The 24,796-nt window shown below is 63.4% G+C and carries 23 protein-coding genes; 14 read left to right on the top strand and 9 right to left on the bottom strand.

The genetic code is table 11. The annotated features are described in order from the left end of the window. Positions 1 to 79 precede the first annotated feature (79 nt). The 5 genes from gatB (at position 80) to BMI89_RS15740 (ending at position 5,079) form a co-directional block, all read left to right on the top strand. Positions 80 to 1,597 carry an Asp-tRNA(Asn)/Glu-tRNA(Gln) amidotransferase subunit GatB gene (gene gatB / locus BMI89_RS15760; RefSeq protein WP_078571756.1) on the top strand — a complete coding sequence of 506 codons (1,518 nt, stop codon included), beginning with the start codon at positions 80 to 82 and terminating at the stop codon, positions 1,595 to 1,597. Positions 1,598 to 1,740: 143 nt separating this feature from the next. Beyond that, positions 1,741 to 2,712: a DUF808 domain-containing protein gene (locus tag BMI89_RS15755; RefSeq protein ID WP_078522830.1), complete on the top strand. Its 972-nt coding sequence runs from the start codon at positions 1,741 to 1,743 to the stop codon at positions 2,710 to 2,712. Positions 2,713 to 2,784: 72 nt separating this feature from the next. Further along, complete coding sequence (locus BMI89_RS15750) at positions 2,785 to 3,528, top strand: alpha/beta hydrolase (protein WP_078571755.1); 744 nt, start codon at positions 2,785 to 2,787, stop codon at positions 3,526 to 3,528. Positions 3,529 to 3,625: 97 nt separating this feature from the next. Beyond that, complete coding sequence (locus BMI89_RS15745; RefSeq protein WP_078571754.1) at positions 3,626 to 4,336, top strand: alpha/beta hydrolase; 711 nt, start codon at positions 3,626 to 3,628, stop codon at positions 4,334 to 4,336. A 143-nt stretch (positions 4,337 to 4,479) separates the two neighbouring features. Continuing rightward, entirely contained in the window at positions 4,480 to 5,079 is a 600-nt protein-coding gene (locus BMI89_RS15740; protein ID WP_078571753.1) for a thermonuclease family protein, read from the top strand. A gap of 75 nt (positions 5,080 to 5,154) precedes the next feature. Here BMI89_RS15740 and phaZ read toward each other — a convergent pair whose 3' ends face one another. Continuing rightward, the gene (gene phaZ / locus BMI89_RS15735) at positions 5,155 to 6,465 is read right to left on the bottom strand and encodes a polyhydroxyalkanoate depolymerase (RefSeq protein ID WP_078542728.1); all 1,311 of its coding nucleotides are present in this window, start codon (positions 6,463 to 6,465) and stop codon (positions 5,155 to 5,157) included. Positions 6,466 to 6,575: 110 nt separating this feature from the next. Here phaZ and phaC point away from each other — a divergent pair, with 110 nt between their 5' ends. The 5 genes from phaC (at position 6,576) to BMI89_RS15710 (ending at position 12,344) form a co-directional block, all read left to right on the top strand. Continuing rightward, positions 6,576 to 8,369, top strand: coding sequence for a class I poly(R)-hydroxyalkanoic acid synthase (gene phaC, locus BMI89_RS15730; RefSeq protein WP_078547449.1), 1,794 nt, complete (start codon positions 6,576 to 6,578; stop codon positions 8,367 to 8,369). A 142-nt stretch (positions 8,370 to 8,511) separates the two neighbouring features. Then, on the top strand, positions 8,512 to 8,961 hold the full coding sequence (locus BMI89_RS15725; RefSeq protein ID WP_078542726.1) for a phasin, PhaP: 450 nt from the start codon (positions 8,512 to 8,514) through the stop codon (positions 8,959 to 8,961). A 150-nt stretch (positions 8,962 to 9,111) separates the two neighbouring features. Continuing rightward, positions 9,112 to 9,660: a polyhydroxyalkanoate synthesis repressor PhaR gene (gene phaR / locus BMI89_RS15720; RefSeq protein ID WP_078522837.1), complete on the top strand. Its 549-nt coding sequence runs from the start codon at positions 9,112 to 9,114 to the stop codon at positions 9,658 to 9,660. Between the two features lie 298 nt (positions 9,661 to 9,958). Then, positions 9,959 to 11,908, top strand: a complete 1,950-nt coding sequence (thrS, locus tag BMI89_RS15715; RefSeq protein ID WP_078571751.1) for a threonine--tRNA ligase — start codon at positions 9,959 to 9,961, stop codon at positions 11,906 to 11,908. A gap of 229 nt (positions 11,909 to 12,137) precedes the next feature. Beyond that, positions 12,138 to 12,344, top strand: a complete 207-nt coding sequence (locus tag BMI89_RS15710; protein ID WP_075775516.1) for a cold-shock protein — start codon at positions 12,138 to 12,140, stop codon at positions 12,342 to 12,344. Between the two features lie 91 nt (positions 12,345 to 12,435). On the opposite strand, the gene BMI89_RS15705 is transcribed toward BMI89_RS15710, so the two are convergent. The 5 genes from BMI89_RS15705 to proS all read right to left on the bottom strand — a co-directional run bounded on the left by BMI89_RS15705 (position 12,436) and on the right by proS (position 16,712). Further along, a complete protein-coding gene (locus BMI89_RS15705; RefSeq protein WP_078571750.1) occupies positions 12,436 to 12,759 on the bottom strand; it encodes an ArsC/Spx/MgsR family protein in 324 nt (107 codons plus the stop codon). Continuing rightward, entirely contained in the window at positions 12,756 to 13,439 is a 684-nt protein-coding gene (locus BMI89_RS15700; RefSeq protein WP_078571748.1) for an ABC transporter ATP-binding protein, read from the bottom strand. Before BMI89_RS15700 ends, BMI89_RS15705 begins: the two co-directional genes overlap by 4 nt. After that, entirely contained in the window at positions 13,432 to 14,724 is a 1,293-nt protein-coding gene (locus BMI89_RS15695) for a lipoprotein-releasing ABC transporter permease subunit (RefSeq protein WP_078571747.1), read from the bottom strand. Before BMI89_RS15695 ends, BMI89_RS15700 begins: the two co-directional genes overlap by 8 nt. 145 nt (positions 14,725 to 14,869) lie before the next feature. Then, positions 14,870 to 15,388, bottom strand: coding sequence for a hypothetical protein (locus tag BMI89_RS15690; RefSeq protein ID WP_078571745.1), 519 nt, complete (start codon positions 15,386 to 15,388; stop codon positions 14,870 to 14,872). Further along, a complete protein-coding gene (gene proS, locus BMI89_RS15685; RefSeq protein ID WP_078571744.1) occupies positions 15,375 to 16,712 on the bottom strand; it encodes a proline--tRNA ligase in 1,338 nt (445 codons plus the stop codon). The genes BMI89_RS15690 and proS overlap by 14 nt, the downstream gene beginning before the upstream one ends. A gap of 236 nt (positions 16,713 to 16,948) precedes the next feature. Between proS and BMI89_RS15680 the strand changes: the two genes are divergently transcribed. From BMI89_RS15680 to BMI89_RS15665, 4 genes are read left to right on the top strand one after another with little or no spacing between them, the layout of a single operon-like run. Continuing rightward, complete coding sequence (locus tag BMI89_RS15680) at positions 16,949 to 18,091, top strand: AI-2E family transporter (RefSeq protein ID WP_078571743.1); 1,143 nt, start codon at positions 16,949 to 16,951, stop codon at positions 18,089 to 18,091. Between the two features lie 2 nt (positions 18,092 to 18,093). Next, positions 18,094 to 18,768: a DnaA/Hda family protein gene (locus BMI89_RS15675; protein WP_078571742.1), complete on the top strand. Its 675-nt coding sequence runs from the start codon at positions 18,094 to 18,096 to the stop codon at positions 18,766 to 18,768. Positions 18,769 to 18,818: 50 nt separating this feature from the next. Beyond that, complete coding sequence (locus BMI89_RS15670) at positions 18,819 to 20,984, top strand: RNA degradosome polyphosphate kinase (RefSeq protein ID WP_078522846.1); 2,166 nt, start codon at positions 18,819 to 18,821, stop codon at positions 20,982 to 20,984. Between the two features lie 39 nt (positions 20,985 to 21,023). After that, positions 21,024 to 22,574, top strand: a complete 1,551-nt coding sequence (locus tag BMI89_RS15665; protein WP_078571741.1) for a Ppx/GppA family phosphatase — start codon at positions 21,024 to 21,026, stop codon at positions 22,572 to 22,574. On the opposite strand, the gene BMI89_RS15660 is transcribed toward BMI89_RS15665, so the two are convergent. From BMI89_RS15660 to BMI89_RS15650, 3 genes are read right to left on the bottom strand one after another with little or no spacing between them, the layout of a single operon-like run. After that, positions 22,571 to 22,999 carry a hypothetical protein gene (locus BMI89_RS15660; RefSeq protein WP_078571740.1) on the bottom strand — a complete coding sequence of 143 codons (429 nt, stop codon included), beginning with the start codon at positions 22,997 to 22,999 and terminating at the stop codon, positions 22,571 to 22,573. The two genes, BMI89_RS15665 and BMI89_RS15660, sit on opposite strands and share 4 nt — an antisense overlap. A 44-nt stretch (positions 23,000 to 23,043) precedes the next feature. Next, on the bottom strand, positions 23,044 to 24,051 hold the full coding sequence (locus BMI89_RS15655; protein WP_078571739.1) for an endonuclease/exonuclease/phosphatase family protein: 1,008 nt from the start codon (positions 24,049 to 24,051) through the stop codon (positions 23,044 to 23,046). After that, entirely contained in the window at positions 24,051 to 24,737 is a 687-nt protein-coding gene (locus BMI89_RS15650) for a TerB family tellurite resistance protein (RefSeq protein WP_078571821.1), read from the bottom strand. Before BMI89_RS15650 ends, BMI89_RS15655 begins: the two co-directional genes overlap by 1 nt. Positions 24,738 to 24,796: the final 59 nt, after the last annotated feature.

The raw sequence follows: 24,796 nt of genomic DNA, 5'->3' as shown, positions 1-24,796 counted from the left end.
TCCGGGGCGGTCGCCCTCTTGCTCCCGCCCCTGCCCTGTCCTAGAAGCTTGCCCAAGCCTTTACTGACAGGATGTGGACATGCTCGACCATCTCGAATTCCAAGCCCCCGAACCCAAGGTCATTGCCGGTGCCAAATCGGATTGGGAGCTGGTGATCGGGCTTGAAGTCCACGCGCAGGTGGCCTCGAAAGCCAAGCTGTTCTCGGGCGCCTCGACCAAGTTCGGCGCAGAGCCGAACTCGAACGTGGCCTTCGTGGACGCGGCGATGCCGGGGATGCTGCCGGTGATCAACGAGTTCTGCGTGGCGCAAGCCGTGCGCACCGGGCTGGGCCTCAAAGCCGATATCAACCTGCGCTCGGCCTTCGACCGGAAGAACTATTTCTACCCGGACCTGCCGCAGGGCTACCAGATCAGCCAGCTCTACCACCCCATCGTGGGCGAGGGCGAAATCATCGTCGACATGGGCCCGGGCGTCGCCCGCAAGGTCCGGATCGAGCGCATCCACCTCGAGCAGGATGCGGGCAAGTCGATCCACGACATGGACCCGCATATGTCCTTCGTGGACCTCAACCGCACCGGCGTCGCGCTGATGGAAATCGTCTCGCGCCCCGACATCCGCGGCCCCGAGGAAGCGGCCGCCTATGTCGGCAAGCTGCGCCAGATCCTGCGTTATCTGGGCACCTGCGACGGCAACATGCAAAACGGCAACCTGCGCGCCGACGTCAACGTCTCGATCTGCAAACCGGGCGCTTACGAGAAATATCAGGAAACGCAGGATTTCAGCCATCTCGGCACGCGCTGCGAGATCAAGAACATGAACTCGATGCGCTTCATTCAGCAGGCGATCGAATACGAGGCGCGTCGCCAGATCGCCATCGTCGAAGACGGCGGCGAAGTGGTGCAGGAAACCCGCCTCTACGATCCCGACAAGGGCGAGACGCGCTCGATGCGTTCGAAGGAAGAAGCGCATGATTACCGCTACTTCCCCTGCCCCGACCTGCTGCCGCTGGAAATCGAGCAGGCTTGGGTCGACGATATCGGCGCGTCCATGCCGGAGCTGCCGGACGAGAAGAAGGCGCGCTTCGTCAAGGAGCTGGGCCTGTCGGAATATGACGCCTCGGTGCTGACCGCAGAGGTCGAGAACGCGGATTACTTCGAGGCCGTGGTGGCCGAGGCCGGTGACGGCAAGCTCGCCGCGAACTGGGTCATCAACGAGCTGTTCGGTCGCCTGAAGAAGGAAGACCACGACATCTCGTCGAGCCCGGTCGATGCCGCGCAGCTTGGTGCGATCATCCGGCTGATCAAATCCGACAAGATCTCGGGCAAGATCGCGAAGGACCTCTTCGAGATCGTCTATACTGAGGGCGGCGACCCCGAGAAGATCGTGGAAGAGCGCGGCATGATTCAGGTCACCGATACCGGCGCCATCGAGGCCGCCGTGGACGAGGTGATTGCCGCCAATCCCGATCAGGTCGAGAAGGCCAAGGCCAACCCCAAGCTGGCTGGCTGGTTCGTCGGTCAGGTCATCAAGGCCTCGGGCGGCAAGGCCAACCCAAAGGCGGTCAACCAGATCGTCGCGCAGAAGCTGGGGCTGTAAGCCTTTCAAACCATTCCGATCAAGGCGCCTTCGGGCGCCTTTTTCATGTCGGGACGGAAAGAATTCGGGAACAAGTCTTCGCACTTGTGGCTTGGGGAGACGCGCCCTAGGCTCACGCGGGCGTGATTGGGAAAGGGTTTGCGATGAGTGGCTTGCTGGCATTGCTGGATGACGTGGCGGGGATCGCCAAGGTGGCGGCGACCTCGATCGACGACGCGGCAGGTCAGGCGGCCAAGGCGGGCTCCAAGGCAGCCGGCGCGCTGATCGACGATGCCGCCGTGACGCCGAAATATGTCCACGGCTTCAAGCCCGCCCGCGAATTGCCGATCGTCGGGAAAATCGCGCTCGGCTCGATCAAGAACAAGCTGATCTTCCTGCTGCCAGCGGCCCTGCTGCTGTCTGCCTTCGCGCCGTGGCTGATCACACCCTTGCTGATGCTGGGCGGATCCTACCTATGTTTCGAAGGCGCGGAGAAGGTCTATCACCTGTTCAAACCGCATGAGCCCGATGCCGAGGGCCATGTCGCCGCAGAAACCGCTGACCATCTCGAGGAAAAGCGCGTCAAATCCGCGGTGAAGACCGATTTCATCCTCTCCGCCGAGATCATGACGATCGGCCTCGCCGCCCTGCCCTCGGGCCAGCCGATCTGGATGGAGGCGATCGCGCTTGCAATCATCGGCATCGGCGTGACGGTGGTGGTCTATGGCTCGGTCGCTCTGATCGTGAAAGCCGATGATGCGGGGCTCTGGCTGGCCGAGAATGGCAAGCTCGGACCTACGCGCGCACTCGGGCGTGGCATCGTGCATGTGATGCCCAGATTGATGCAATTGCTGATGATCGTCGGCACCGCCGCGATGATCTGGGTCGGCGGCAATATCGTGCTGCACGGTCTGGCAGAGCTCGGCTGGCACGCGCCCTACGACTGGATCCACCATCAGGCCGAGGCCGCAGCCCATGCGGCGGGCACCGCCGAAGGCTTCGTCAGCTGGGCCGTCACCGCGTTCTTCGACGGCATCTTCGGTCTGATCTACGGGCTCGTCCTGATCCCGGTCGTCACCCGGATCATCCAGCCGATCTACCGCGCCGTCACCGGCAAGGAAAAGCCCGCGCACTGAGCGCAAGCGGACAGGTTGAGGCCACCCGCGCCGCCCGATAGGCTGGGCGCGAACAGATCGCAGGGAGCGCAGATGACCGAGTATTTCGAGACCCAAGAAGGCCGCCGCATCGCCTATAACCTGACGCCAGGCAAAGGGCCGGGCGTGGTGTTCCTCGGCGGGTTCAAATCCGACATGGAAGGCACGAAAGCGCTGGCGCTCGAGGATTGGGCGAAGCGCGAAGGCCGCGCCTTCCTGCGCTTCGACTATTCCGGCCACGGTGTCTCGGACGGCGCGTTCGAGGACGGCGCCATCGGCGACTGGTTCGAGGATGCGCGCGACGTGATCATGGCCAAGACCGAAGGCCCGCAGATCCTCGTGGGCTCCTCGATGGGCGGCTGGATCTCGCTCCTGATGGCGCGCGAACATCCCGAGAAAGTCGCAGGCCTCGTCACCATCGCCGCCGCCCCCGATTTCACCGAAGACGGCTATTGGGCGAGCTTCGACAAGGAAACCCGGCACAAGCTGGAAAGCGAAGGCTCCATCGCCATTCCCTCGGATTACGGCGAGCCCTATGTCATCACGCGCCGCCTGATCAACGAGGGCCGCGAGCGGCTGGTGCTGCGCAGCCCGCTGGCGCTGCCCTTCCCCACGCGCTTCTTGCAAGGCACCGCCGACGAGGCCGTCAGCACCGAGACCGCGATCCGGCTGCTGGAGCATGCCGAGGGCGAGGACATGCGCCTGACCCTGGTCAAAGGCGCCGATCACCGTTTCTCGGACCCGGACTGCCTCGCGCTGATCGAGACCGCGCTGTCGGAGGTGCTGGCCCGGCTGTGATCCGCTGCTTGCGGCATTTCGATTTGCTTGACCTCGGCCCTTGCGGCACACTCGACGCGAGAAGCGCGAAAACGCGCCGCGATTGAGGTTTCGAGCGATGCCAAGCGACCCGCTGGTCTTTCTACCCGGATTCATGTGCGACGCACGGCTGTTCTGGCACCCGCTGCAAGAGCTGTCTTCCGAGCGCTCGGTAATGGTGGCGCGGCTGCGTGGCGCGACCATCGAAGACATGGCGCAGAGGGTGCTGGACGAGGCCCCGCCGCAATTCGCGCTGGTCGGGCATTGGCTGGGCGCGGTGGTCGCAATCGAGATCCTGCGCCGCGCTCCCGACCGCGTGAGCCAGGTCGCGCTGCTCGACGTCTCCCCCCTGCCCGAGATGCCGCAGATCGCCGCCGCGCGCGAGACCCGGATCGTGAAGGCGCTCACCGGGCGGCTCGACGAGATGATGCTGGAAGAGATCCCCGCCGAAAGCCTCGCCCCCGATCCCGGTCGTGCGGAAATTCAGGCGATGATGCTGGAGATGGCGGCAGGCTTGGGCGCCGACACGTTCGAAGCGCAATCGCGCGCCCTGATGCGCCGCCCCGACTTGCAACGCACGCTGCGCGCCACGAAAACCCGCGCGCTGCTGATGTGCGGCGAATACGACAAGATCTGCCCGCCGCGCCGCCACGAATTCCTCGCCGAGCTGATGCCCCACGCCGAATTCCGCCTGATCCTCGGCGCAGGCCACCTGAGCCCGCTGGAGCAGCCCGAGAAGATCACCCAAGGCCTGCGCGACTGGCTGGAGGCGCCGTTATTGCTGGCGTGAGGCTAATAGCGGGAAAGAAGTATTCGATTATCGCGCACCTGCTGTCGCAATTTAAGCAAAGTTGCCAGACTCCTTAACCTAACGTAACATCTCGACCGTGGGCGGTTTGCATTGGCGAGCTTTCATGCGTTGAAGGGTTGGGTATGGGTGAATTTATCTTAGCGGCGATTTTTTTCGCGCTATTTCTTTTTGTCGTTTGGGCAAGAAATAAGGAGGAGAGCGGCAAACGCCACCCCGCGTCAAGAGAGACCCCAAAGCGCTCCTCAGTTACACAGATAGCTGCGAAACGGCCCAGTCACTTCGACGTATCGACATCCAAGCATCTCGCTGAGCCCATCGTGATCACGGGCGGCGCCTACATCACCGACGGCGATACGATTAAAATCAATCGGACCCAAATCCGTCTCTTCGGCATCGACGCGCCTGAGCTTAATCACCCTTATGGAAAGAAAGCGAAATGGGCTCTCCATACATTGTGCAAGGGGCACACCATTCGCGCCGAGGTGACGGAAACCGATCGTCATGGTAGAACGGTTGCGCGCTGCTACTTGCCCGATGGGCGCGATCTCTCCGCCGAAATGGTAAAATTGGGATTAGCTATTGATTGGCCAAAATTTTCCAAGGGCAAATACCGAAACCTCGAACACAGCGATGCGCGTCGAAAAATGTTTCTGGCCGATGCTCGACAAAAAGGCCGCATGCATGTCTGGGACAAGTTCGAGGCAAATCGAAGGAAGACTTAACCGTCTCCATTCATTCTCTAAGGAAAAACGCCGCCCCCTCGGAGCGGCGTTTTCAATTTCGCGAAGGTCGAAGCCTCACCCCGCCTCGGCCGTCTTCACCTTCTTCTTGCGGATCGGCGTGACCGTCGCAGGTTTCCCCTTCCCGGGCGCCGGGTTGTCGGCGTTCTCGTCGATAAAATCGAGGACCAGCGGGCGGATGTTGTTGCGCCAATGCGACCCTGCGAAGATGCCGTAATGGCCTGCCCCGGGCTCGAGGTGTTGCTGTTTCATCGAATCCGGCACGCCCGAGCACAGATCGAGGGCGGCGACGCATTGACCGGGGGCGGAGATATCGTCCTTCTCGCCCTCCACGGTTTTCACCGCGACCTTGGTGATCTTCGAGATATCGACCATCTTGCCGCCGACCTCGAAGCGGTTCTGGGCGATCTCGAGGCCCTTGAAGATGCGCTCCACCGTCGAGAGGTAGAACTCCGCCGTCATATCCATCACCGCGAGATACTCGTCGTAGAAGCGGTAATGCTTGTCATGCTCGGAGCCTTCGCCCTGCGCCTCGCTCCAGATCTTTTCCTGGAAGGCCTGCGCGTGCTTGTCCATGTTCATCGAGATGAACGAGGCGAGCTGCATCAGGCCCGGATAGACCAGACGGCCCGCGCCCTTGTATTTGAAGCCGACGCGCTGGATCACCATCTGCTCGAGCTGGCCCATCGTGACGCGGCGCCCGAAATCGGTAACCTCGGTCGCCTTCGCGTCGGGATCGATCGGCCCGCCGATCAGGGTCAGCGTGCGCGGCTGCGCAGCCGGGTCTTCAGCGGCCAGATAGGCAGTGGCGGCCAGCGCGAGCGGTGCCGGCTGACACACGGCGATCACGTTGCAGTCAGGGCCCATCTTCTTCATGAAATCGACAAGGTAGAGGGTGTAGTCCTCGATATCGAACTTGCCCTCAGAGACGGGGATGTCGCGCGCATTATGCCAATCGGTCACCCATACGTCCGCATCGGGCAGCAGCGAGGCCACGGTCGAACGCAGCAGCGTCGCGTAATGGCCCGACATCGGCGCCACCAGCAGGATGCGGCGCTCCATCGGCTCGCGGCCGTGGACGTTGAAATGCACGAGGCTGCCGAAGGGCTTGTCGAGCACGGTCTCGACCTCGACGAGGTGATCGCGCCCGTCCTCGGCCGCGATCGAATGGATGCCCCAATCGGGCTTGATCACCATCCGTGCGAACGAACGCTCCGTCACCCGGCCCCAGGCCGACATGATCTTGAACATCGGATGCGGGGCGAGCCCCCAGACCGGGTAGGACGCCATGGCGCGCGCCGAGGCGCCCATCCACTCGTTCGTGTTCCTGAAGGTCTCCATCAGGTCGTAGGACATGATCGTTTTCATATACAACTCCTCGGGGCGGGCCACGCACTCACTCGGCAATGGAAACGCCGCTTTACCCCAAGACTGCGGCGATATTATGCTGGTGCAGAGGATAGGGAGGAATATCATTTATGACAACCGAGGAGACGGACAAAATCGCTGCGTCGCAGAAAATGCAGGACAATCTGGCCCGCATCGAAGAACTGACCGAGCGCATGGTCGATGCGATCGCGCATAAGCGACCGATGAACCCGGCCCTCGAAGGCCCCGGCGCCGATCTCTACATGACGTCCTCCGCAGCCATGATGAACGAGTGGCTCGAAAAGCCGTCGAAAATCCTCGAAGCCCAGGTGAATTACTGGGGTCAGGCGATGAAGCATTACCTCGAAGCGCAGGAGGCGCTCGCCAAGGGCGCGTTCCGCCCACCGGAAGATCCCGGCCCGTCCGACCCGCGCTTCGCCAATCCGCTCTGGGACAGCCACCCCTATTTCAACTACATCAAACAGCAGTATCTGATCGCGGCCAAAGGCGTGAAAGAGGCGGTCGACAAGCTCGACGATCTCGACCCGGTGGACCGTCAGCGACTGAACTACTTCTCGCGCCAGATCATCGACCTGATGGCGCCCACGAATTTCCTCGCCACCAACCCCGACGCGCTGGAGAAGGCGATCGAGACCGAGGGCGAGAGCCTCGTGAAAGGGCTCGAGAACCTCGTGCGCGACATCGAAGCGAACCGCGGCGACCTGCTGGTGACGCTGGCCGACAAGGACGCCTTCACCGTGGGCGAGAATATCGGCACCGCCGAGGGCGCGGTGGTCTATCGCAACCGCCTGTTCGAGCTGATCCAGTACACGCCGACCACCGAAAAGGTTCACAAGACCCCGCTGGTGATCTTCCCGCCCTGGATCAACCGCTTCTACATCATGGACCTGAAGCCGCAGAACTCGCTGATCCGCTGGATCGTCGATCAGGGCTTCACCCTCTTCGTGGTCAGCTGGAAGAACCCCGATCAGAGCTATGCCGATGTCGGCATGGATGACTACGTGCAGGAGGGCTATCTGACCGCGATCGACGAGGTGAAGAAGATCACCGGCGAGAAGAAGGTCAACGCGGTCGGCTATTGCATCGCGGGCACCACGCTCTCGCTGACGCTGGGCCTGCTGAACAAGCGCAAGGACAAGTCGATCAACTCGGCCACCTTCTTCACCACGCTCACCGACTTCTCGGACCAGGGCGAATTCGCGGTCTTCCTGCAGGACGATTTCGTCGACGGGATCGAGCGGCAATGCAAGGCCGACGGCGTGCTCGACAGCTACTTCATGTCGCGCACCTTCTCCTACCTGCGCTCGAACGATCTGATCTACCGACCCGCGATCCGCAGCTACATGATGGGGGAATCCCCGCCCGCCTTCGATCTGCTGTTCTGGAACGGCGACTCGACGAACCTGCCGGGCAAGATGGCGGTCGAGTATCTGCGCGGGCTCTGCCAGAAGGATCGCTTCGCACGCGACGGGTTCGAGGTGCTGGGAGAGACGGTCAAGGTCTCGGACGTGAACGTGCCGCTGATGGCGATCGCCTGCGAGACCGATCACATCGCGCCCTGGGTCGCCTCGTTCAACGGGGTCGCGAAGATGGGATCGAAGGACAAGACCTTCATCCTGTCGCAATCGGGCCATATCGCCGGGATCGTGAACCCGCCCAGCAAGAAGAAATATGGCCACTACACCTCTGAGGCGCCGGTCGCGAATCCCAACGAGTGGAAAGCGCAGGCGGAGTTCCACGAGGGAAGCTGGTGGCCGCGTTGGGGCGAATGGCTGGCCAAGAAGTCCGGCGCGATGGTGCCCGCACGCCAGCCCGGTGACGCGGAGCACCCGGTTTTGGCCGATGCGCCCGGCACTTATGTCAAAGAGATGGTTAAGATATAACTTTCCCGCTCGGGTTGAAAATTTCTGCGGCGCAGCAATTCTTCTCTTGAAATGCTGCGCCGCAGCATGTATATACGTTGCGTAACCCAAAGGGCCCCGCCAACGTTCCAGACCACGGGCCCCAACCCAACGGAGCACTCACATGGCTAAGACCCAAGACTACACCAAGATCATGCAGGACATGATGGCGTCCTTCCCCGTCGACACCTCGAAATTCCAAGACGCTTTCAAATCGCAAGCGGCTCTGGGCGAGAAGATGTCGCAGGTGGCGCTTGAAGCTGCCGGCAAGTCGACCGAAATCTCGACCAAATGGACCAAGGGCACCATCGACAAGATGGGCGACCTGACCAAAACCAAGGAAGAGCCCGCCGATTACGCCAAGGCGATGAGCGACTTCGCGTCGGCTTCGGCCGAGATGGCTGCCGAAAACATGGCCGCTTTCGCTGAAATCGCGAAAAAGGTTCAGATGGACACCGTCGAACTGATGATGGCTGCCGGCAAGGACATGTCGGAAGAAGCCTCCGCAAACGTCAAGAAGGCGACCGCCGACATGACCGCTGCGACGAAGAAAGCCACGGCGGCTGCGAAGTAAGAATTCACCGCGGGCACCGGCTTCCTCCTCCCAGTCGGCCTCGCGTATCTCGGGCGCGCCCTCGTGGCGCGCCCTTTTTCTTTTATTGCTTTTGGCAGCGCGGCGTCACACAATCGCTGCACAAGCACAATCCGGGGAGGATCGCATCACATGGCCGAAGACGAAAAGCCCTTGCTGATCAAGCGTTACGCCAGCCGCCGTCTCTACAACACCGAGACCAGCGATTACGTGACGCTCGAAGACATCGCGAAATTCATCCGCGACGGGCGCGAGGTGCAGATTGTCGATCTGAAATCGGGCGACGACCTGACGCGGCAATATCTGCTGCAGATCGTGGCCGAGCACGAAAGCCGCGGCGAGAATGTCCTGCCGGTCGATGTGCTGACCGATCTGGTGCGCTCCTATACGGGGGCTGCGCAATCGGTGGTGCCGCAATTCCTCGCAGCCAGCTTCGAGATGCTGCGCGAGGGGCACTCGCATATGCTCGAGAATATGAACAAGATGCCGAATCCCATGGCCTCGATGCCGGGCTTCGAGGCGCTGCAGGCGCAGCAACAGGCCTTCTTGCAGAACATGATGGCCGGCTGGGGCACGGCAGGCTCGTCCGGCCCCGCGCCCGATGACGGCGATGATCGCGGCGAGTTGGACTCGATCAAGAAACAGCTCGCCGATCTGCAGAGCAAGCTCAACAAGATGTAAGCGAGAGGCGCCCGAGCGGCGCCTTTTTCGTGGCCCATAGCCAAGGGGGCGCTGCCCCCTCGGTGCTGCGCACCTCACCCCCGGGATATTTTTGCCAACACGAACGCGCACAACGCTTTCAGCTTCGGCTTGGCCGAAATTTCCCGGGGGAGCGCGTCAGCGCGGGGGCAGAGCCCCCTGCGACACCTCCCCCAGCCCCAAGCCATTGACAGCCGCGCGCGAGCCGCGCAAAAGGCTCGGGAAGCATATATCCCGCAACCGGGCGTTCCGTGGGCGCCAAACCGACGAGGAGGACGACATGTCCCAGATCTCCCTCACCTTTCCCGATGGCAATTCGCGCGACTACGACGCGGGCGTGACGCCGGCCGAAGTGGCCGCCTCGATCGCACCGTCGCTGGCGAAGAAAGCGATCTCCGCGCAGGTCAATGGCGCGCATTGGGATCTGCAATGGCCGATCCAGGAAGACGCGCAGGTCGCCATCAACACGATGCAGGATGACGGCCCCGCGCTGGAGCTGATCCGCCACGACCTCGCCCATATCATGGCCCGCGCCGTGCAGGAGCTCTATCCCGGCGTGAAGGTCACGATCGGCCCGGTCCGCGACAATGGCTGGTTCTACGACTTCGACCGCGAAGAGCCCTTCACGCCCGAAGACCTCGGCGCGATCGAGAAGAAGATGCGCGAAATCATCAACGCGCGCGACGCCATCAAGACCGAGGTCTGGAGCCGCAAACACGCGATCGACCACTATCTGGCGACGGAAGAGCCCTACAAGGTCGAGCTGATCAACCGGATCCCGCAAGGCGAGGACATCCGGATGTATTGGCACGGCAACTGGCAGGATCTCTGCCGCGGCCCGCACCTGCAGCATACCGGTCAGGTTCCGGCGGATGCGTTCAAGCTGACCCATGTCGCGGGCGCCTATTGGCTGGGCGATTCCAGCCGTCCGATGCTGCAGCGCATCTATGGCGTGGCCTTCAAGACCAAGAAGGACCTCAACGCCTGGGTCACGATGATGGAGGAGGCCGCCAAGCGCGACCACCGCAAGCTCGGCCGCGAGATGGACCTGTTCCACATGCAGGAAGAGGCGCCGGGCCAGATCTTCTGGCACCCGAACGGCTGGACCATCTACACCGCGCTGCAGGACTACATGCGCCGCAAGCAGCGCGATGACGGTTATGTCGAAGTGAACACGCCGCAGGTGGTGAACCGCAAGCTCTGGGAAGCCTCGGGCCACTGGGAGAACTATCAGGAGAACATGTTCATCGTCGAAGTCGACGAGGATCATGCGCGCGAGAAGACGGTCAACGCGCTCAAGCCGATGAACTGCCCCTGCCACGTGCAGATCTTCAATCAGGGCGTCAAATCCTATCGCGACCTGCCGCTCCGCATGGCCGAGTTCGGCTCCTGCGCGCGCTACGAACCCTCGGGCGCGCTGCACGGGATCATGCGCGTGCGCGGCTTCACGCAGGACGACGCGCATATCTTCTGCACCGAGGATCAGATCGAGGTGGAAACCGAGAAGTTCATCAAGTTCCTTTCGGGGATCTATGACGATCTCGGCTTCACCGACTGGCGCATCAAGCTCTCGACGCGCCCCGAGAAGCGCATCGGTAGCGATGAGAGCTGGGATTACACGGAAGCCGCGCTCGGCAATGCCTGCAAGGCCGCCGGTTACGATTACGAGATCTTCGAAGGCGAAGGCGCGTTCTACGGGCCGAAGCTGGAATTCGTGCTCACCGACGCGATCGGGCGCGACTGGCAATGCGGCACGCTGCAGGTCGACACCAACCTGCCCGAGCGGCTGGATGCGGAATTCGTGGGCTCCGATGGCGAGCGCCACCGTCCCGTGATGCTGCACCGCGCGGTGCTCGGCTCGTTCGAACGCTTCATCGGCATGCTGATCGAGAACTTCGCCGGCAAGATGCCGCTCTGGCTCGCGCCGCGTCAGGTGGTCGTGGCGTCGATCGTCTCGGACGCCGACGACTACGTGCTGGAAGTGACGTCGAAGCTGCGCGCCGCCGGTATCCGCGCCGAGGCCGACACCCGCAACGAGAAGATCAACTACAAGGTCCGCGAGCACTCGCTCGGCAAGGTCCCCTATATCTTCGCGATCGGGATGAAAGAGGTCGAGGAGCGCACGGTTTCGGTCCGCAAACTCGGCGATACCCGCACCTCCACGGTGGCGATCGACGAGATCGTCGAGCAGTTGATCACCGAATCGACGCCGCCCGATTTGCGCGGATAATTGCCGCAAATTCAGGCTGATCCGGAATTTTCACAGACCTGTGAGGAGCTTACGCCCCTCATGGAATGTCATTGCATTTTCGCAATTCTCGGAGAGACTTGAATATGCGTGTGTTACAGACTTTCCTACCGCCTCGCTTCTGAAAAAGGCAGCCGGAAGACCCGAAAGAGACTGGCTGCACGGCCCGGACGCAATATCGCGCCGGGAGACTACGAAGGAGAAGACGGTAATGGCCACTGGCACCGTGAAATGGTTCAATTCCACCAAGGGTTACGGCTTCATCGCGCCCGACGAAGGCGGCAAGGACGTGTTCGTGCACATCTCTGCTGTCGAGCGTGCGGGTCTCAAGGGGCTCGATGACAATCAGAAGATCCAATATGAGCTGCAGTCGGGTCGCGACGGCCGCTCCTCGGCATCGGATCTGGTCCTGCTCTGATCGGGTGATCGGACGGTAAGGATTTGAAACGGCGCGCATCGCGGGATGCGCGCCGTTTTTCTGTCTCAGTCTTCGATGAGGGGCTCCCCTCTCAGAGCCACTCGGCCTGCGTGGCCTTCGCCCAGCCCAGCGTCAGCTTGTCGCCCTCGCGGATCACCGGGCGCTTCATCAGCGCGGGGTGTTCGCTCAGCAGATCGGCGACGGGCTTTTCGCGCTCACCCTCCGGCAGATTGCGCCACGTCGTGGAGGCGCGGTTGACGATCTTGTCGCCGAAGGCCGCCTCGAATTCCGCGACCTCGGCGGCGCTCAAAGGCTCAGCCCGCACGTCGCGGAACGCCACATCGCGCCCGGCCGCCTCCAGCGCCTTGCGCGCCTTACGCACCGTGTCGCAGGTCGAAATCCCGTAAACGATCATATCCCCTCCTCCAGCGCGCCGTTATCCAGATGCAACACGCGGTCCATCTTGGCGGCGAGCTCCATGTTATGCGTCGCGATCAGCGCCGACAGACCCGTCTCGCGCACCAGCCCCATCAGAACGTCGAACACCGTATCCGAGGTGGCCGGATCGAGATTGCCGGTGGGCTCGTCGGCCAGCAACAGGCTCGGCCCGTTCGCGAGCGCCCGGCAGAACGCCACACGCTGCTGCTCGCCACCCGACAGCGCCGAGGGGCGGTGATCCATCCGGCCCGCCATACCAACGCGGCTCAAGAGGTCCTTGGCCCGCTCTTCCGCCGCCTTGCGGCTGACGCCATTGGCCAGCTGCGGCAGTACGATATTCTCGACCGCCGAGAACTCCGGCAGCAGGTGGTGGAACTGGTAGACGAAGCCCAGCTTCTCGCGCCGGGCCGCCGTGCGTTTGCCATCGCGCGCGCCGCTCAGGTTTTCGCCATCGATCAGAACCCGGCCGGAATCGGGGGTGTCGAGCAGCCCCGCGATATGCAGAAGCGTCGATTTCCCCGCCCCCGAAGGCGCGACCAGCGCCACGACCTGCCCTTTCGGAATCGTCAGATCGAGACCTTTGAGCACCGTGATCTCGTTCGGCTTGCCCCGATTGTAGCACTTTTCCAACTGTTCGCAGATCAGCACGTCATTCATAGCGCAGCGCCTCCACCGGGTTCATGCGCGCAGCACGGCGCGCCGGGAAGATGGTCACGATGAAGCTCAGCGTCAGCGACAGCGCCACCGCCTTGGTCACGTCCCAGGGCTGCAATTTCGCTGGCAGATGATAGATGCCGCGGATCGACGGGTCCCAGGCATCGCCACCATTGAGCCAGTTCACGAAGCCCATGACGTGGTCGATATTCACCGAGAACAGCACCCCGATTCCCAGACCGGCCAGCGTCCCGATCACCCCGGTGAAGGCCCCGCACAGGAAGAAGACCCGCAGGATCGAGCCCTCGCTAAGCCCCATCGTCCGCAGGATACCGATATCGCGCCCCTTGTTCTTCACCAACATGATCAGCCCCGAGGTGATGTTCATCGAGGCGATCAGCACGAGGATCGAGAGGATGATGAACATCACGTTATCCTCGACCGAGAGCGCGCGCAGGAAGCTCGAAGAGGCGTCCTTCCACGTCCACAAAAGCGTGCCCTTGCCGCTCGCATCCATGATCGCGGGCTCCCATTCGGCGATGCCTTCCGGATCGGCGACATCCACGTCGATCTCGTCCACCCCGCCCTCGCGGTTGAAGAAGCCCTGCGCCTCCTTGAACGGCATATAAAGCCGCGTCTGGTCGATGTCGTAGCGCCCGGCCGAGAAGACATACGAGACCTTGTAGGCATTCACCCGCGGGCTCGTGCCCGACGGCGTCTTGGCCCCGTTGGGCGAGATCACCTTGACCGTGTCGCCCACCGTCACGCCCAGATCGCGCGCCATCCCGATGCCGATCGCGATACCTTCACCGTAATTGTCGATATCGCCCTGCGCGTCGTCGGAATGCGCGATATTGGGGATGTTCTTCAGATCCGACAGCGCCAGCCCGTAAACATCCGCCACGTTCGAGCGGTCGCCGAAGCTGACCATCGCCTGACCGCGCACCGCCGGGGCTGCGCTCACCACGCCGGGGATCGCCTTGATCCGGTCGGTGCGCGCGGCATAGTCGCGGATCAGCTTGGAATAGACGCCCGAGCCCTCGGCCACTTCCATCGGTGCAGAATAGACCGTGATCTGCGGGTTCGATCCCACGATGGTCGAGACGAACTCGGCGCGGAAGCCCGCGCGCACGGCAAGCGTCGCGATCAGGGCGGCGACGCCAAGCGCGATGCCGATCAGGGAAATCCATGTCATGACCGAGACGCCACCTTCGGCGCGGCGCGCGCGCAGATAGCGCCATGCGATCATGAACTCGAAACGGGAAAACGGGGCAGTGCGTGCGGCCATCGGCTCCATCCACGAAAATTCGGCGCAAGCTGGCGCGGCGGGGTCGAAAGGTCAAGCCTGCGCCCGGTCATAGCGGCGAGAGCGCGCCTGTTTCGGCTTGGTCGAAATATCCCGGGGGAGCCCGGAACGGGCGGGGGCAGAGCCCCTATTTGCAGCCCAACGTGCCGGGCACATCCGCCAGAAGCGGTGCCATGCCCTCGGCCAGATCGGCTGGGTAATCGGTCTGCACGGAGGCGAGCACCGCCCCACCCGCGCAATCGAGCCGCTCGGTCTTGCGCAGCGTCACCTTGCCGAACGAGTCCTTGGAGCGGATTGCAAACCCGTCCTCGGTCACATCGTCCGACAGCACCGTATCGCCATCGAGCAGGATCGTGTGCAGGAGCTGATCATGCGCAGCGGTCAGATCAGACCCCTGATCGGCATGGGCGCGCAGCGCGACATGGGCGGTCTTGTGCGGGTCGATATCGGGGGCGGAGAACAGGATCCCGCCCCCCGGCATCTCATCCGACGTCCAGCCCTGCGGCACTTTCGCCGAGATGCCGAGCGCCTCGCTCGACCACGCGACGAGGCCCTGCCGGGCACTCTGCCCCGTGCCTTCGGCCATAGCGGGCCCGGCGAGCAGGCCCGCCGCGACCGCAGCAATGATCAGATCAAAGCCCCGCATAGATGCTCACGATCTTCTCGACCGCCTCTTCCGCCGGCATCTCCTCGCTCTCGCCGGTGCGGCGGCAGGTCAGTTCCACCTTGTTGGCCGCGATCCCGCGCGGACCGACGGTGATGCGCCACGGCAGACCGATCAGGTCCATGGTGGCGAATTTCGCGCCTGCGCGCTCTTCGCGGTCGTCATAGAGCGGGTCGAGCCCGTGATCGAGGAACGCGCGGTAGAGCGCTTCGCAGGCGCTGTCGCAGCTGACATCGCCCTGCTTGAGGTTGACGATACCGACATGGAACGGCGTCACGCCCTCGGGCCAGATGATGCCCTTGTCGTCGTGGTTCGCCTCGATGAGCGCGCCGACGAGACGGCTCACGCCGATCCCGTGCGAGCCCATATGGACCGGGACTTTCGAACCGTCCGGGGTCTGGACACTCGCGCCCAGCGCCTCGGAATATTGCGTGCCGAAATAGAAGATCTGACCGACCTCGATGCCGCGCGCGACGCGGCGACGCTCTTCCGGGACCTCGTTGAAGGCCGCCTCGTCATGGGTCTCGTCGGTGCGGGCGTAGCGCGAGGTGAACTCTTCCAGCACGCTCTGGCACTGCGCCACGTCGTCGTAATCGATCTCACGGTCGCCGAAGGTCAGATCGGTGATCTCGCTATCGTAGAAGACCTCCGACTCGCCCGTTTCCGCCAGCACGAGGAATTCATGGGTGTAATCGCCACCGATCGGGCCGCTATCGGCACGCATCGGGATCGCCTGCAGCCCCATGCGCTCATAGGTGCGCAGGTAGCTGACGAGGTGGCGGTTATAGGCGTGCAGCGCGTCTTCCTTCGACAGATCGAAGTTGTAGCCGTCCTTCATCAGGAATTCGCGGCCGCGCATCACGCCGAAGCGCGGACGGATCTCGTCGCGGAATTTCCACTGGATCTGATAGAGCGTCAGCGGCAGCTGCTTGTAGCTCGACACATGCGCGCGGAAGATATCGGTGACCATCTCCTCGGCGGTGGGCGAGTAGAGCATATCGCGCCCCTGACGGTCGGTGATCCGCAGCATCTCTTCGCCATAGCCGTCATAGCGGCCCGACTCGCGCCACAGATCGGCCGATTGCAGCGTCGGCATCTGGATCGCGAGGTGGCCGGCACGCGCCTGCTCTTCATGCACGATCTGCTCGATCCGGCGCAGCACCTTGAAGCCCATCGGCAGCCAGGAATAAATCCCGGCCTGCTGCTGCTTGATCATGCCCGCACGCAGCATCAGCCGATGCGAGGCGATCTGGGCCTCGGCGGGGGTTTCCTTGAGAACGGGAAGAAAATAGCGGGACAGGCGCATGAGCGGTCCTTCGAGGGTTGATGTCAGACGTTGCGTTTGGCCTAGAGGAAACGGGGGCGTTGGGCAAGATGGTGGCGCAGGTTGCGGGTGTCGCCTATGAGGGGGCTCCGCCCCCGGCGCATCCGCGCCTCCCCCGGGATATTTCCGCCAAGAGGAAGGGGCGCGTGCGCCCGCACTTGATTTCCCACCGCATTTCGCCACGTTAGAGCGAACGCATCACTGACAAAGGACCGCGCATGGCTCTGCCTGCCCGCCAGCAAGTCACCTATTGGTCCGTCGCCGCCTTGGTGCTGATCCTGTCGCTGTGGTGGCTGGGCAATGTCATCCTGCCCTTCATCATGGGTGGCGCGATAGCCTATTTCCTCGACCCGCTCGCAGACCGGCTGGAGAAGCTGGGGCTGAGCCGCGCGGCTTCGACCGCGATCATCGGGCTGGCGACGGTGCTGATTTTCGTGATCCTTGCGCTGGCCGTGGTGCCGATGCTGGCACGGCAGTTGGGACAGCTCGTCGCCCTCGCCCCCGATCTTCTGGCCTCGTTGCAGGCCTTCCTGAACGAGCGTTTCCCCAATCTCCTGCAAAACTCGGTCGTGAACGACACGCTCAATACGCTCGGCACCGCGATCAAGGCGCGGGGCGGTGAATTGGCCGCGACCCTGCTGAGTTCGGCGATGACGCTGGTGAACGTCATCGTCTTCATCGTCGTGGTGCCGGTCGTGGCCTTCTACATGCTGCTCGACTGGGATCGGATGGTGGCGAAGGTCGACGGCTGGCTGCCGCGCGATCACGTCCACACGATCCGCACGATCGCCCGCGATATCGACCGGGTGCTCTCGGGCTTCGTGCGCGGTCAAGTCACGGTCTGCCTCGTGCTCGGCGGCTTCTACGCGATCGCGCTGATGGCAGCGGGGCTCGATTTCGGGCTGCTGGTGGGCTCGGTCGCAGGCGCGCTGACCTTCATCCCCTATATCGGGGCGATCATCGGCGGCGCGCTCGCCATCGGCCTCGCGCTGTTCCAGTTCTGGGGCGAGTGGTTCAATATCGGCATCGTCGCGGGCATCTTCGTGCTCGGTCAATTTCTCGAAGGCAATTTCGTCACCCCGAAACTGGTGGGCGATTCGGTCGGGCTGCATCCGCTCTGGCTGATCTTCGCGCTGTCCGCTTTCGGCACTTTGTTCGGTTTTGTTGGTATGTTGGTCGCCGTTCCCGTCGCTGCGGTGATCGGAGTGGTTGCGCGCTTCTTCATCGACCAATATCTGCAAGGGGCGCTTTACCGAGGGCAAACGGAGCGCGAGCCGACAGCCCATTCGCCGATCTCTCTCATCAACGAGGAGACCGGGGAAGTGACGGGCGCGACCGAGACGACCGAACACGAGAGCTGAGAATGGCCGAGCAGTTGACCTTCCCGCTGCACCTGCGTTCCGCGCAGGGGCGTGAAGACTTCTTCATCTCGCCAGCCAATGCGCTGGCGGTGACGACCCTCGATGCGCCCGAAACATGGCCGCTGGGCCGGATGATCCTGATCGGGCCGGAAGGGGCGGGCAAGACGCATCTCGCGACGATCTGGGCCGATGAACAGGGCGCCGACATCCTGCCCGCGCGCGATCTGACCGAAGAGATGGCCCCTGCCCTCGTCGCGAAAGGGGCCGCCGTGATCGAAAGGGCCGAGAGGATCGGCGCGGATGAGGCTGGCCAGCGCGCGCTGTTTCACCTGCACAACCTGATGCAGGCCGAGGGCGGGCGGCTTTTGCTGACCGCGCGCACGCCGCCGCGCGACTGGGGGATGACCCTGCCCGATCTGATCAGCCGGATGGAGGCGACCGCGACGGTGCGGATCACGCCCCCCGATGACGCGCTGCTGGCGGCCGTTCTGGTGAAGCTGTTTTCGGACCGGCAATTGACCGTGCCGCCGAACCTGATCGGCTGGCTGGTCACGCGGATGGACCGCTCTCTAGCGACCGCGCGCAAACTGGTCGCGGCGCTCGATCGGCAGGCGCTCGCACAACGCCGTGCGATCACTCAAAGACTGGCGGCGGAGGTTCTGGACAGTCTCGACTGAGCCGCGCAAACTGTCACGGAGCCATTACAAAATCCAACGATAAGCGCGCCATGACCCAAGCAGATTTCCTCAAGACCCCCTTCCCCACGCCGATCACACTGCCCGAGTCGGAGATCAGCGGACCGGGCCGGTTCTTCAACCGGGAACTGAGCTGGCTGGCCTTCAACTGGCGGGTTCTGGAAGAGTCGCGCAATCCGCGTGTGCCGCTCTTGGAACGCGTGCGCTTCCTGTCGATCTCGGCCACCAACCTCGACGAATTCTACACCGTGCGCGTGGCGGGCCTGATGGAGCTCGTGCGCGAGAGCAACGTGAACGCCTCCGATGACGGGCTCACCCCGGCCGAGCAGCTGGAGAAGATCAACGCCAACGCCCGGCGGCTGATGGATACCCAGCAGGCGACGTGGTCGGCGCTCAAGCGCGAGATGGAGCGCGAAGGCATCCATGTCGTAAGCCGCTCGCGGCTGACCAAGCGCGATCTCGATTTCCTCTCGGATCACTTCCTCAACAACGTCTTCCCGGTGCTCTCGCCGCTGGCGATCGACCCCGCGCACCCCTTCCCCTTCATCCCGAATACCGGCTTCTGCCTCGCGCTGGAGCTGGAGCGGGAAAGCGATCAGCGCCGGTTGCAGGCGCTCTTGCCGATCCCGGCGCAGATCGACCGTTTCGTGCGCCTTCCGGGCGAGGCGCGGTTCCTGCCGCTCGAACAGCTTCTGATGCTGCATCTGAGCTCGCTCTTCCCGGGCTACAAGGATGTGGGCTCGTGCTCGTTCCGGGTGCTGCGCGACAGCGATCTGGAGGTTGAGGACGAGGCCGAAGACCTCGTGCGCGAATTCGAGACCGCGCTGAAACGCCGCCGCCGCGGGCAGGTCATCCGCATGTCGGTCTCTCCCGGCGCCCCCGAAGATTTGCAGGCGCTGGTGATGCGCGAGCTGCATGTCGATCCCGACGAGGTGGTCGAGGAAAAGGGTCTGGTCGGCATTGCCGATGTGAAGGAACTCATCCTGAACGAGCGGCCCGATCTGCTCTGGCCGACCTTCACCCCGCGTGTGCCCGAACGCGTGCAGGACCACGAGGGCGACATGTTCGCCGCGATCAAGCAGAAGGACATCCTTCTGCACCATCCCTATGAGACCTTCGATCTGGTGGTGCGCTTCATCGATCAGGCGGCGAACGATCCCAACGTGCTGGCGATCAAGCAGACGCTCTATCGGACGTCGAAGGACAGCCCCGTCGTGTCCTCGCTGTGTGAGGCGGCGGAGAACGGCAAATCGGTGACCGCTCTGGTCGAGCTGAAAGCCCGGTTCGACGAGGCCGCCAATATCCGCCAGTCGCGCCGTCTGGAGCGCGCGGGCGCCCATGTCGTCTATGGGTTCATCAACTACAAGACCCACGCCAAGATCTCGACGGTGGTGCGCCGCGAGGGCGATCATCTCGTGACCTATACCCATTACGGCACGGGCAATTACCACCCGATCACGGCGAAGATTTATACCGATCTGAGCTTCTTCACCTGCGACGCGGCGCTGGGGCGCGATGCCACCAAGGTCTTCAACTACCTCTCGGGCTACGTGCAGCCCGAGGGTCTGGAGAACCTCGCCATCTCGCCGATAACGCTGAAGCCGCGCCTGCTCGACCTGATCGACCGGGAGATCGAGCACGCCAAGGCGGGCAAACCCGCGGCGATCTGGGCGAAGATGAACTCGCTGATCGAATCCGACGTGATCGACGCGCTCTACCGGGCGTCGCAGGCGGGGGTGAAAATCTCGCTTGTGATCCGCGGCATCTGCGGCATCCGCCCCGGCATCAAGGGCCTGTCCGAGAATATCCGCGTCAAATCCATCGTCGGGCGATTCCTGGAGCATTCGCGCATCGTGTGCTTCGGCAATGGCCACGCCCTGCCGTCGAACGACGCGCGGGTGTTCTTCTCCTCCGCCGACTGGATGGGGCGCAACCTCAATCGCCGGGTGGAGACGCTGGTGGAGGCCAAGAACCCCACGGTGAAGGCGCAGATCGTCAGCCAGATCATGGCGGCGAACATGGCCGACGAGGCGCAGAGCTGGATTTTGCAGCCCGACGGCAAGTTCATCCGCCACCTGCCCGACGACCGCGAGGACCTGTTCTCCTGCCACCGGTTTTTCATGGAATACCCCTCGCTCTCGGGCCGGGGTTCCGCTGGGGCAAGCGACGTTCCCGAACTTGCCCATAGCTTCGACTAGCCCTAGCTTTGGGTGCGAACGACTCGAACGGACGGGCAGATGAGCAAAGACAAAGCGGCGCCGGCAGTTGATGACAGCGACGATTGGGATCCGTTCGGCCAGCCTCTCTTCGATGACCCGTCCGTGCGCGCGCTCTCGCGCGTCGGCGTCGTCGATATCGGCTCCAACTCGATCCGGATGGTGGTCTTTGACGGCGCGGCGCGCAGCCCCGCCTATTTCTTCAACGAGAAGGTCATGGCGGGTCTCGGCCAAGGTCTGGCAGAAACCGGCAGGCTCAATCCCGAGGGACGCGAACGCGGGCTGACCGCGCTCAAACGCTTTGCCGCGCTCGCCGAGGGGATGGACATCGGCCCGCTCACCTGCGTCGCCACCGCCGCGATGCGCGATGCCGAGGACGGCCCCGAGTTTCACCGCAAGATCGAGAAAGAGACCGGCCTCAAGGTCCATATCGTCGACGGGCTGGAAGAGGCCCGGCTGTCCGCGCAAGGGGTGCTTCTGGGCTGGCCCGAGGCAGAGGGCCTCGTCTGCGATATCGGCGGCAACTCCATGGAATTGGCCGAGATTCGCGGCGGCAAGGTCTGGCGTCGCGCCACCTCACAGCTTGGCCCCTTCCGCCTGCAGCAGATCCCGGGCGGCAAGAAAGCGATCACCGCCCATATTCAGGCGACGATGCAGGAGCTGGCCGAGAAGGTCGGCACCGAACACGAACGCATCTACCTCGTCGGCGGCTCGTGGCGCGCCATCGCACGTCTCGACATGGAGCGACGCGACTACCCGCTCCTCGTGCAGCACGAATACCGGATGAAGCCCGACGAGCTGGGCGAGACGATCGAGTGGATCGGGAAATCCGACATGGAGAAGCTGCGCGCGAAAACCGGCACCTCCTCGGCGCGGATGGAACTCGTCCCGCTGGCAAGCCAGGTGCTGCGCGAGTTGATCGCCACCTTCGAGCCCAAGGAGATCGACGTCTCTGCCTATGGGATCCGCGAAGGGCTGCTTTACGAACAGATGCCCGAACGGCTGCGCCGCCGCGATCCGCTGGTGGAAGCCGCGCGCCATACCGAGCGCGTGATGAGCCGGATGCCCGGATTCGGCAAGAAGCTCCACGCCTTCATCGAACCGATTTTCGGGCCCCTTCCGCCCGAGAAATTTCGCCTCGTCCGTGCGGCCTGCCTGCTGCATGACACGACGTGGCGCACCCATCCCGATTACCGCGCCGAGGCCTGTTTCGAGAACGTCACCCGCGCGAACTATTCCGCCATGTCCCACCCCGAGCGGATCTGGCTCGGCGTGGCGCTGCTGCACCGCTACAAGAACTCGCGCGGCGGATCGCGGCTGGAACCCTTCCTGCCGCTGCTGACGGAAGAGCAGATTCAGGAGGCCGAGGTTCTGGGTAAGGCGATGCGCTTCGGCTCGATGTTCGCGACCCACAGCCCCGCCGATGCGGGCGAGCTGAAATATTCGGCCAAGAAGGGCGAGCTGGAACTGAAGCTGACCAAGCGCGGCAAGGCGCTGATGGGCGAGGTTGCCGAGTCGCGCTTCCGCTCGCTCGCGAATGCGCTGAAGGCCGAGCCGATCATCACCGATTAAAGCTCGATCCCGCCCTCCGGGATCTCGATCGGCCCGCCTTGGTTCGGGCCGTCTTTCTGCGGCGCATCCTCGGGCGGCTCGGTCATTAGGGGCGGCGGCGGCGGCGCGTCCGCGTTGCGCCGCATGATGATATCGCCATTGGGCAGCCGCTCGGGCGCGCCGTAATTCGACATGTCGTCGACCAGCGCGAGGAATTGGCGCAGCTTCGGCCCCAACTGGGCCGCGGCCTCCCCCAAGCCTTTCTGCATCTCGTCGAGTTGCGGCTTCATCTCGCCCATGAGCCCCCGAAACAGCGACTGCGCGCCCTCCTGCAGCAAGGAGAATCCGCGATCGACATCGCCGCCAGCGTCGCCGCCCTCCTCCTGCGCGGAGACGGGCGTTGCCAGAAGGGCGAGCGACAAAGCGAGGACAAGCGGCTGTTTCATAGCTCCGATCCTACGCTGAAGCGGCGCGAAAATCACGCCCCCGATCAGTCGATATCGACGGAGACGGGAAAATGATCGGAGGCCTGCAAAAGCGCCTCGCGCAATTCGGGCACGCGGTAGATATGCGGATCGTCGAACGGGTGCCAGATACGCCATTTCTTCGCCCGGGCCGCCAGATCGGGCGAGAGCATCACGTAATCCAGCATGGCCGAGAAATACTGCTTCTGATCGACGAGATAGAACCGCGCGGAACTGGGGGCTGCGGCCGTATGATGCGCTTTCGACAGCCGCGCATGAGGATCGTGCAGCCGCTCCGCGTCCGGGCCTCCCTCGCCCGCGACGATCTCCACGCCCGAGCGTCCGAACAGCTTCTCGTATTCGTCGAGCCCCGGACCGTCGTTGAAATCCCCCAGCACGATCAGGCTGTCGCCCGCCGCGAGATGTTCCTCCACGCGGCCGCGGATCCAGATCGACTGCGCCAATTGCTTGCGCCGGTTCTCGATCGCCATGCGGGTGGCTGTCTCGAGGCTCGTCGCGCCATGCGGGGCTTTCGACTTCACATGCACGCCGATCAGCCGAAGTACTTCCCCGCTCTGCGTTCCCAGCGCGACTTCGAGGGGCGGCTTGGAAAAGGTGACCGTATCCATCCGCGCATCGATATCGAGGTCGATCCGCAGGCTGCCATCGAAGCGCGGCCACGCCTCCGAGCTTTGCGGGTCATGCCGCGCCGTCACGATATCGGGGTCATAGAGCAGCGCCAGTTCCTGCTGCGTGTCGTTCGAAAAGCCCAAAAGCGCGCGACGCTGGCGCAACCCGAACCGCTCCGCGAAGCCTTCGAGCATATCCACCGTCTTGTGGCGATGATTGTCGTCGGGCGCCTCGACCACCAGAAGCACATCGGCCTCCAGCGCGCTCATCACGATCGCGATCGCGCCGGTCTGCTGGCTGCGCGTCACATTGTAGCGCGCCGACCATTCACTATCGTCGAGAAGCGTCCCGTTGCGCGCGAAAAGGCTGTTGAACCACTCGATATTCCAAGTGGCGATCCGCATCACGCCTCCGCATGGCTGGCGCGGATTTCCTCCCAGGCCTTGTTGAGCGCAATAACCCGCGCCTGAGACAGCTGCACGGCTTCCTCAGGCAGACCACGGGCAATCGCCCGGTCGGGATGCGCCTCGCGCACCTTGTTGCGCCAGACCTTGCGCACCTCGGGAAGCGGTGTGCCGGGCTCGACCTCCAGCACGGTCCACGGATCGGGATCGGCATCCTCCACGAAGGCCGAACGCATCGCGCGGAAACAGCATTCCTCGAGCCCGAAGATCCGCGCGACCTCCAGCAGGAAGGCATCCTCGCCCTCGTGGTAATCGCCATCGGCCAGCGCAATGAAGAACAGGCCCTCCAGCACGTCCTTCAGCACATCAGCGCCGGGGCCGAACATATTGGCGATCTTGCGGGCATAGGCGTCGAAGCCCGCCACATCGGTGCGCGCCATGTTGAAGACGCGCGCGGCATTGGCTTCCTCTTCCGGCGGAATCTGGAAAATGCGCCGGAACGCCGCCACCTCGTCGCGCGTGACCTGCCCGTCGGCCTTCGCCATCTTCGCCCCGAGCGCAATCACCGCGATGGTGAAAGCGACCGAGCGTTCCGGCGGCTGGCGGAGATTGTCGAAGACCGTCGACAGCGCCTCCCCCCGCCCGAGAGCGGAGAGCGCCTGCGCGATACGCGACCAAAGGGAGATGGGCTTGTCCATGGTTCAAGTCTAGCCGCGCTGCGGCGGAAATGCACCCGCGCAAATCC

The organism is Thioclava sp. F36-7, assembly GCF_002020075.1.
Classification (GTDB): Bacteria; Pseudomonadota; Alphaproteobacteria; order Rhodobacterales; family Rhodobacteraceae; genus Thioclava; species Thioclava sediminum.
This window is presented reverse-complemented; position numbering and strand designations above follow the sequence as displayed.

What these genes read in the sequence shown, in the direction of transcription:
- gatB (WP_078571756.1), top strand. Translation starts at nt 80, where the DNA reads ATGCTCGACCATCTCGAATTCCAAGCCCCCGAACCCAAGGTCATTGCC.
- BMI89_RS15755 (WP_078522830.1), top strand. Translation starts at nt 1,741, where the DNA reads ATGAGTGGCTTGCTGGCATTGCTGGATGACGTGGCGGGGATCGCCAAG.
- BMI89_RS15750 (WP_078571755.1), top strand. Translation starts at nt 2,785, where the DNA reads ATGACCGAGTATTTCGAGACCCAAGAAGGCCGCCGCATCGCCTATAAC.
- BMI89_RS15745 (WP_078571754.1), top strand. Translation starts at nt 3,626, where the DNA reads ATGCCAAGCGACCCGCTGGTCTTTCTACCCGGATTCATGTGCGACGCA.
- BMI89_RS15740 (WP_078571753.1), top strand. Translation starts at nt 4,480, where the DNA reads ATGGGTGAATTTATCTTAGCGGCGATTTTTTTCGCGCTATTTCTTTTT.
- phaZ (WP_078542728.1), bottom strand. Translation starts at nt 6,465, where the DNA reads ATGAAAACGATCATGTCCTACGACCTGATGGAGACCTTCAGGAACACG.
- phaC (WP_078547449.1), top strand. Translation starts at nt 6,576, where the DNA reads ATGACAACCGAGGAGACGGACAAAATCGCTGCGTCGCAGAAAATGCAG.
- BMI89_RS15725 (WP_078542726.1), top strand. Translation starts at nt 8,512, where the DNA reads ATGGCTAAGACCCAAGACTACACCAAGATCATGCAGGACATGATGGCG.
- phaR (WP_078522837.1), top strand. Translation starts at nt 9,112, where the DNA reads ATGGCCGAAGACGAAAAGCCCTTGCTGATCAAGCGTTACGCCAGCCGC.
- thrS (WP_078571751.1), top strand. Translation starts at nt 9,959, where the DNA reads ATGTCCCAGATCTCCCTCACCTTTCCCGATGGCAATTCGCGCGACTAC.
- BMI89_RS15710 (WP_075775516.1), top strand. Translation starts at nt 12,138, where the DNA reads ATGGCCACTGGCACCGTGAAATGGTTCAATTCCACCAAGGGTTACGGC.
- BMI89_RS15705 (WP_078571750.1), bottom strand. Translation starts at nt 12,759, where the DNA reads ATGATCGTTTACGGGATTTCGACCTGCGACACGGTGCGTAAGGCGCGC.
- BMI89_RS15700 (WP_078571748.1), bottom strand. Translation starts at nt 13,439, where the DNA reads ATGAATGACGTGCTGATCTGCGAACAGTTGGAAAAGTGCTACAATCGG.
- BMI89_RS15695 (WP_078571747.1), bottom strand. Translation starts at nt 14,724, where the DNA reads ATGGCCGCACGCACTGCCCCGTTTTCCCGTTTCGAGTTCATGATCGCA.
- BMI89_RS15690 (WP_078571745.1), bottom strand. Translation starts at nt 15,388, where the DNA reads ATGCGGGGCTTTGATCTGATCATTGCTGCGGTCGCGGCGGGCCTGCTC.
- proS (WP_078571744.1), bottom strand. Translation starts at nt 16,712, where the DNA reads ATGCGCCTGTCCCGCTATTTTCTTCCCGTTCTCAAGGAAACCCCCGCC.
- BMI89_RS15680 (WP_078571743.1), top strand. Translation starts at nt 16,949, where the DNA reads ATGGCTCTGCCTGCCCGCCAGCAAGTCACCTATTGGTCCGTCGCCGCC.
- BMI89_RS15675 (WP_078571742.1), top strand. Translation starts at nt 18,094, where the DNA reads ATGGCCGAGCAGTTGACCTTCCCGCTGCACCTGCGTTCCGCGCAGGGG.
- BMI89_RS15670 (WP_078522846.1), top strand. Translation starts at nt 18,819, where the DNA reads ATGACCCAAGCAGATTTCCTCAAGACCCCCTTCCCCACGCCGATCACA.
- BMI89_RS15665 (WP_078571741.1), top strand. Translation starts at nt 21,024, where the DNA reads ATGAGCAAAGACAAAGCGGCGCCGGCAGTTGATGACAGCGACGATTGG.
- BMI89_RS15660 (WP_078571740.1), bottom strand. Translation starts at nt 22,999, where the DNA reads ATGAAACAGCCGCTTGTCCTCGCTTTGTCGCTCGCCCTTCTGGCAACG.
- BMI89_RS15655 (WP_078571739.1), bottom strand. Translation starts at nt 24,051, where the DNA reads ATGCGGATCGCCACTTGGAATATCGAGTGGTTCAACAGCCTTTTCGCG.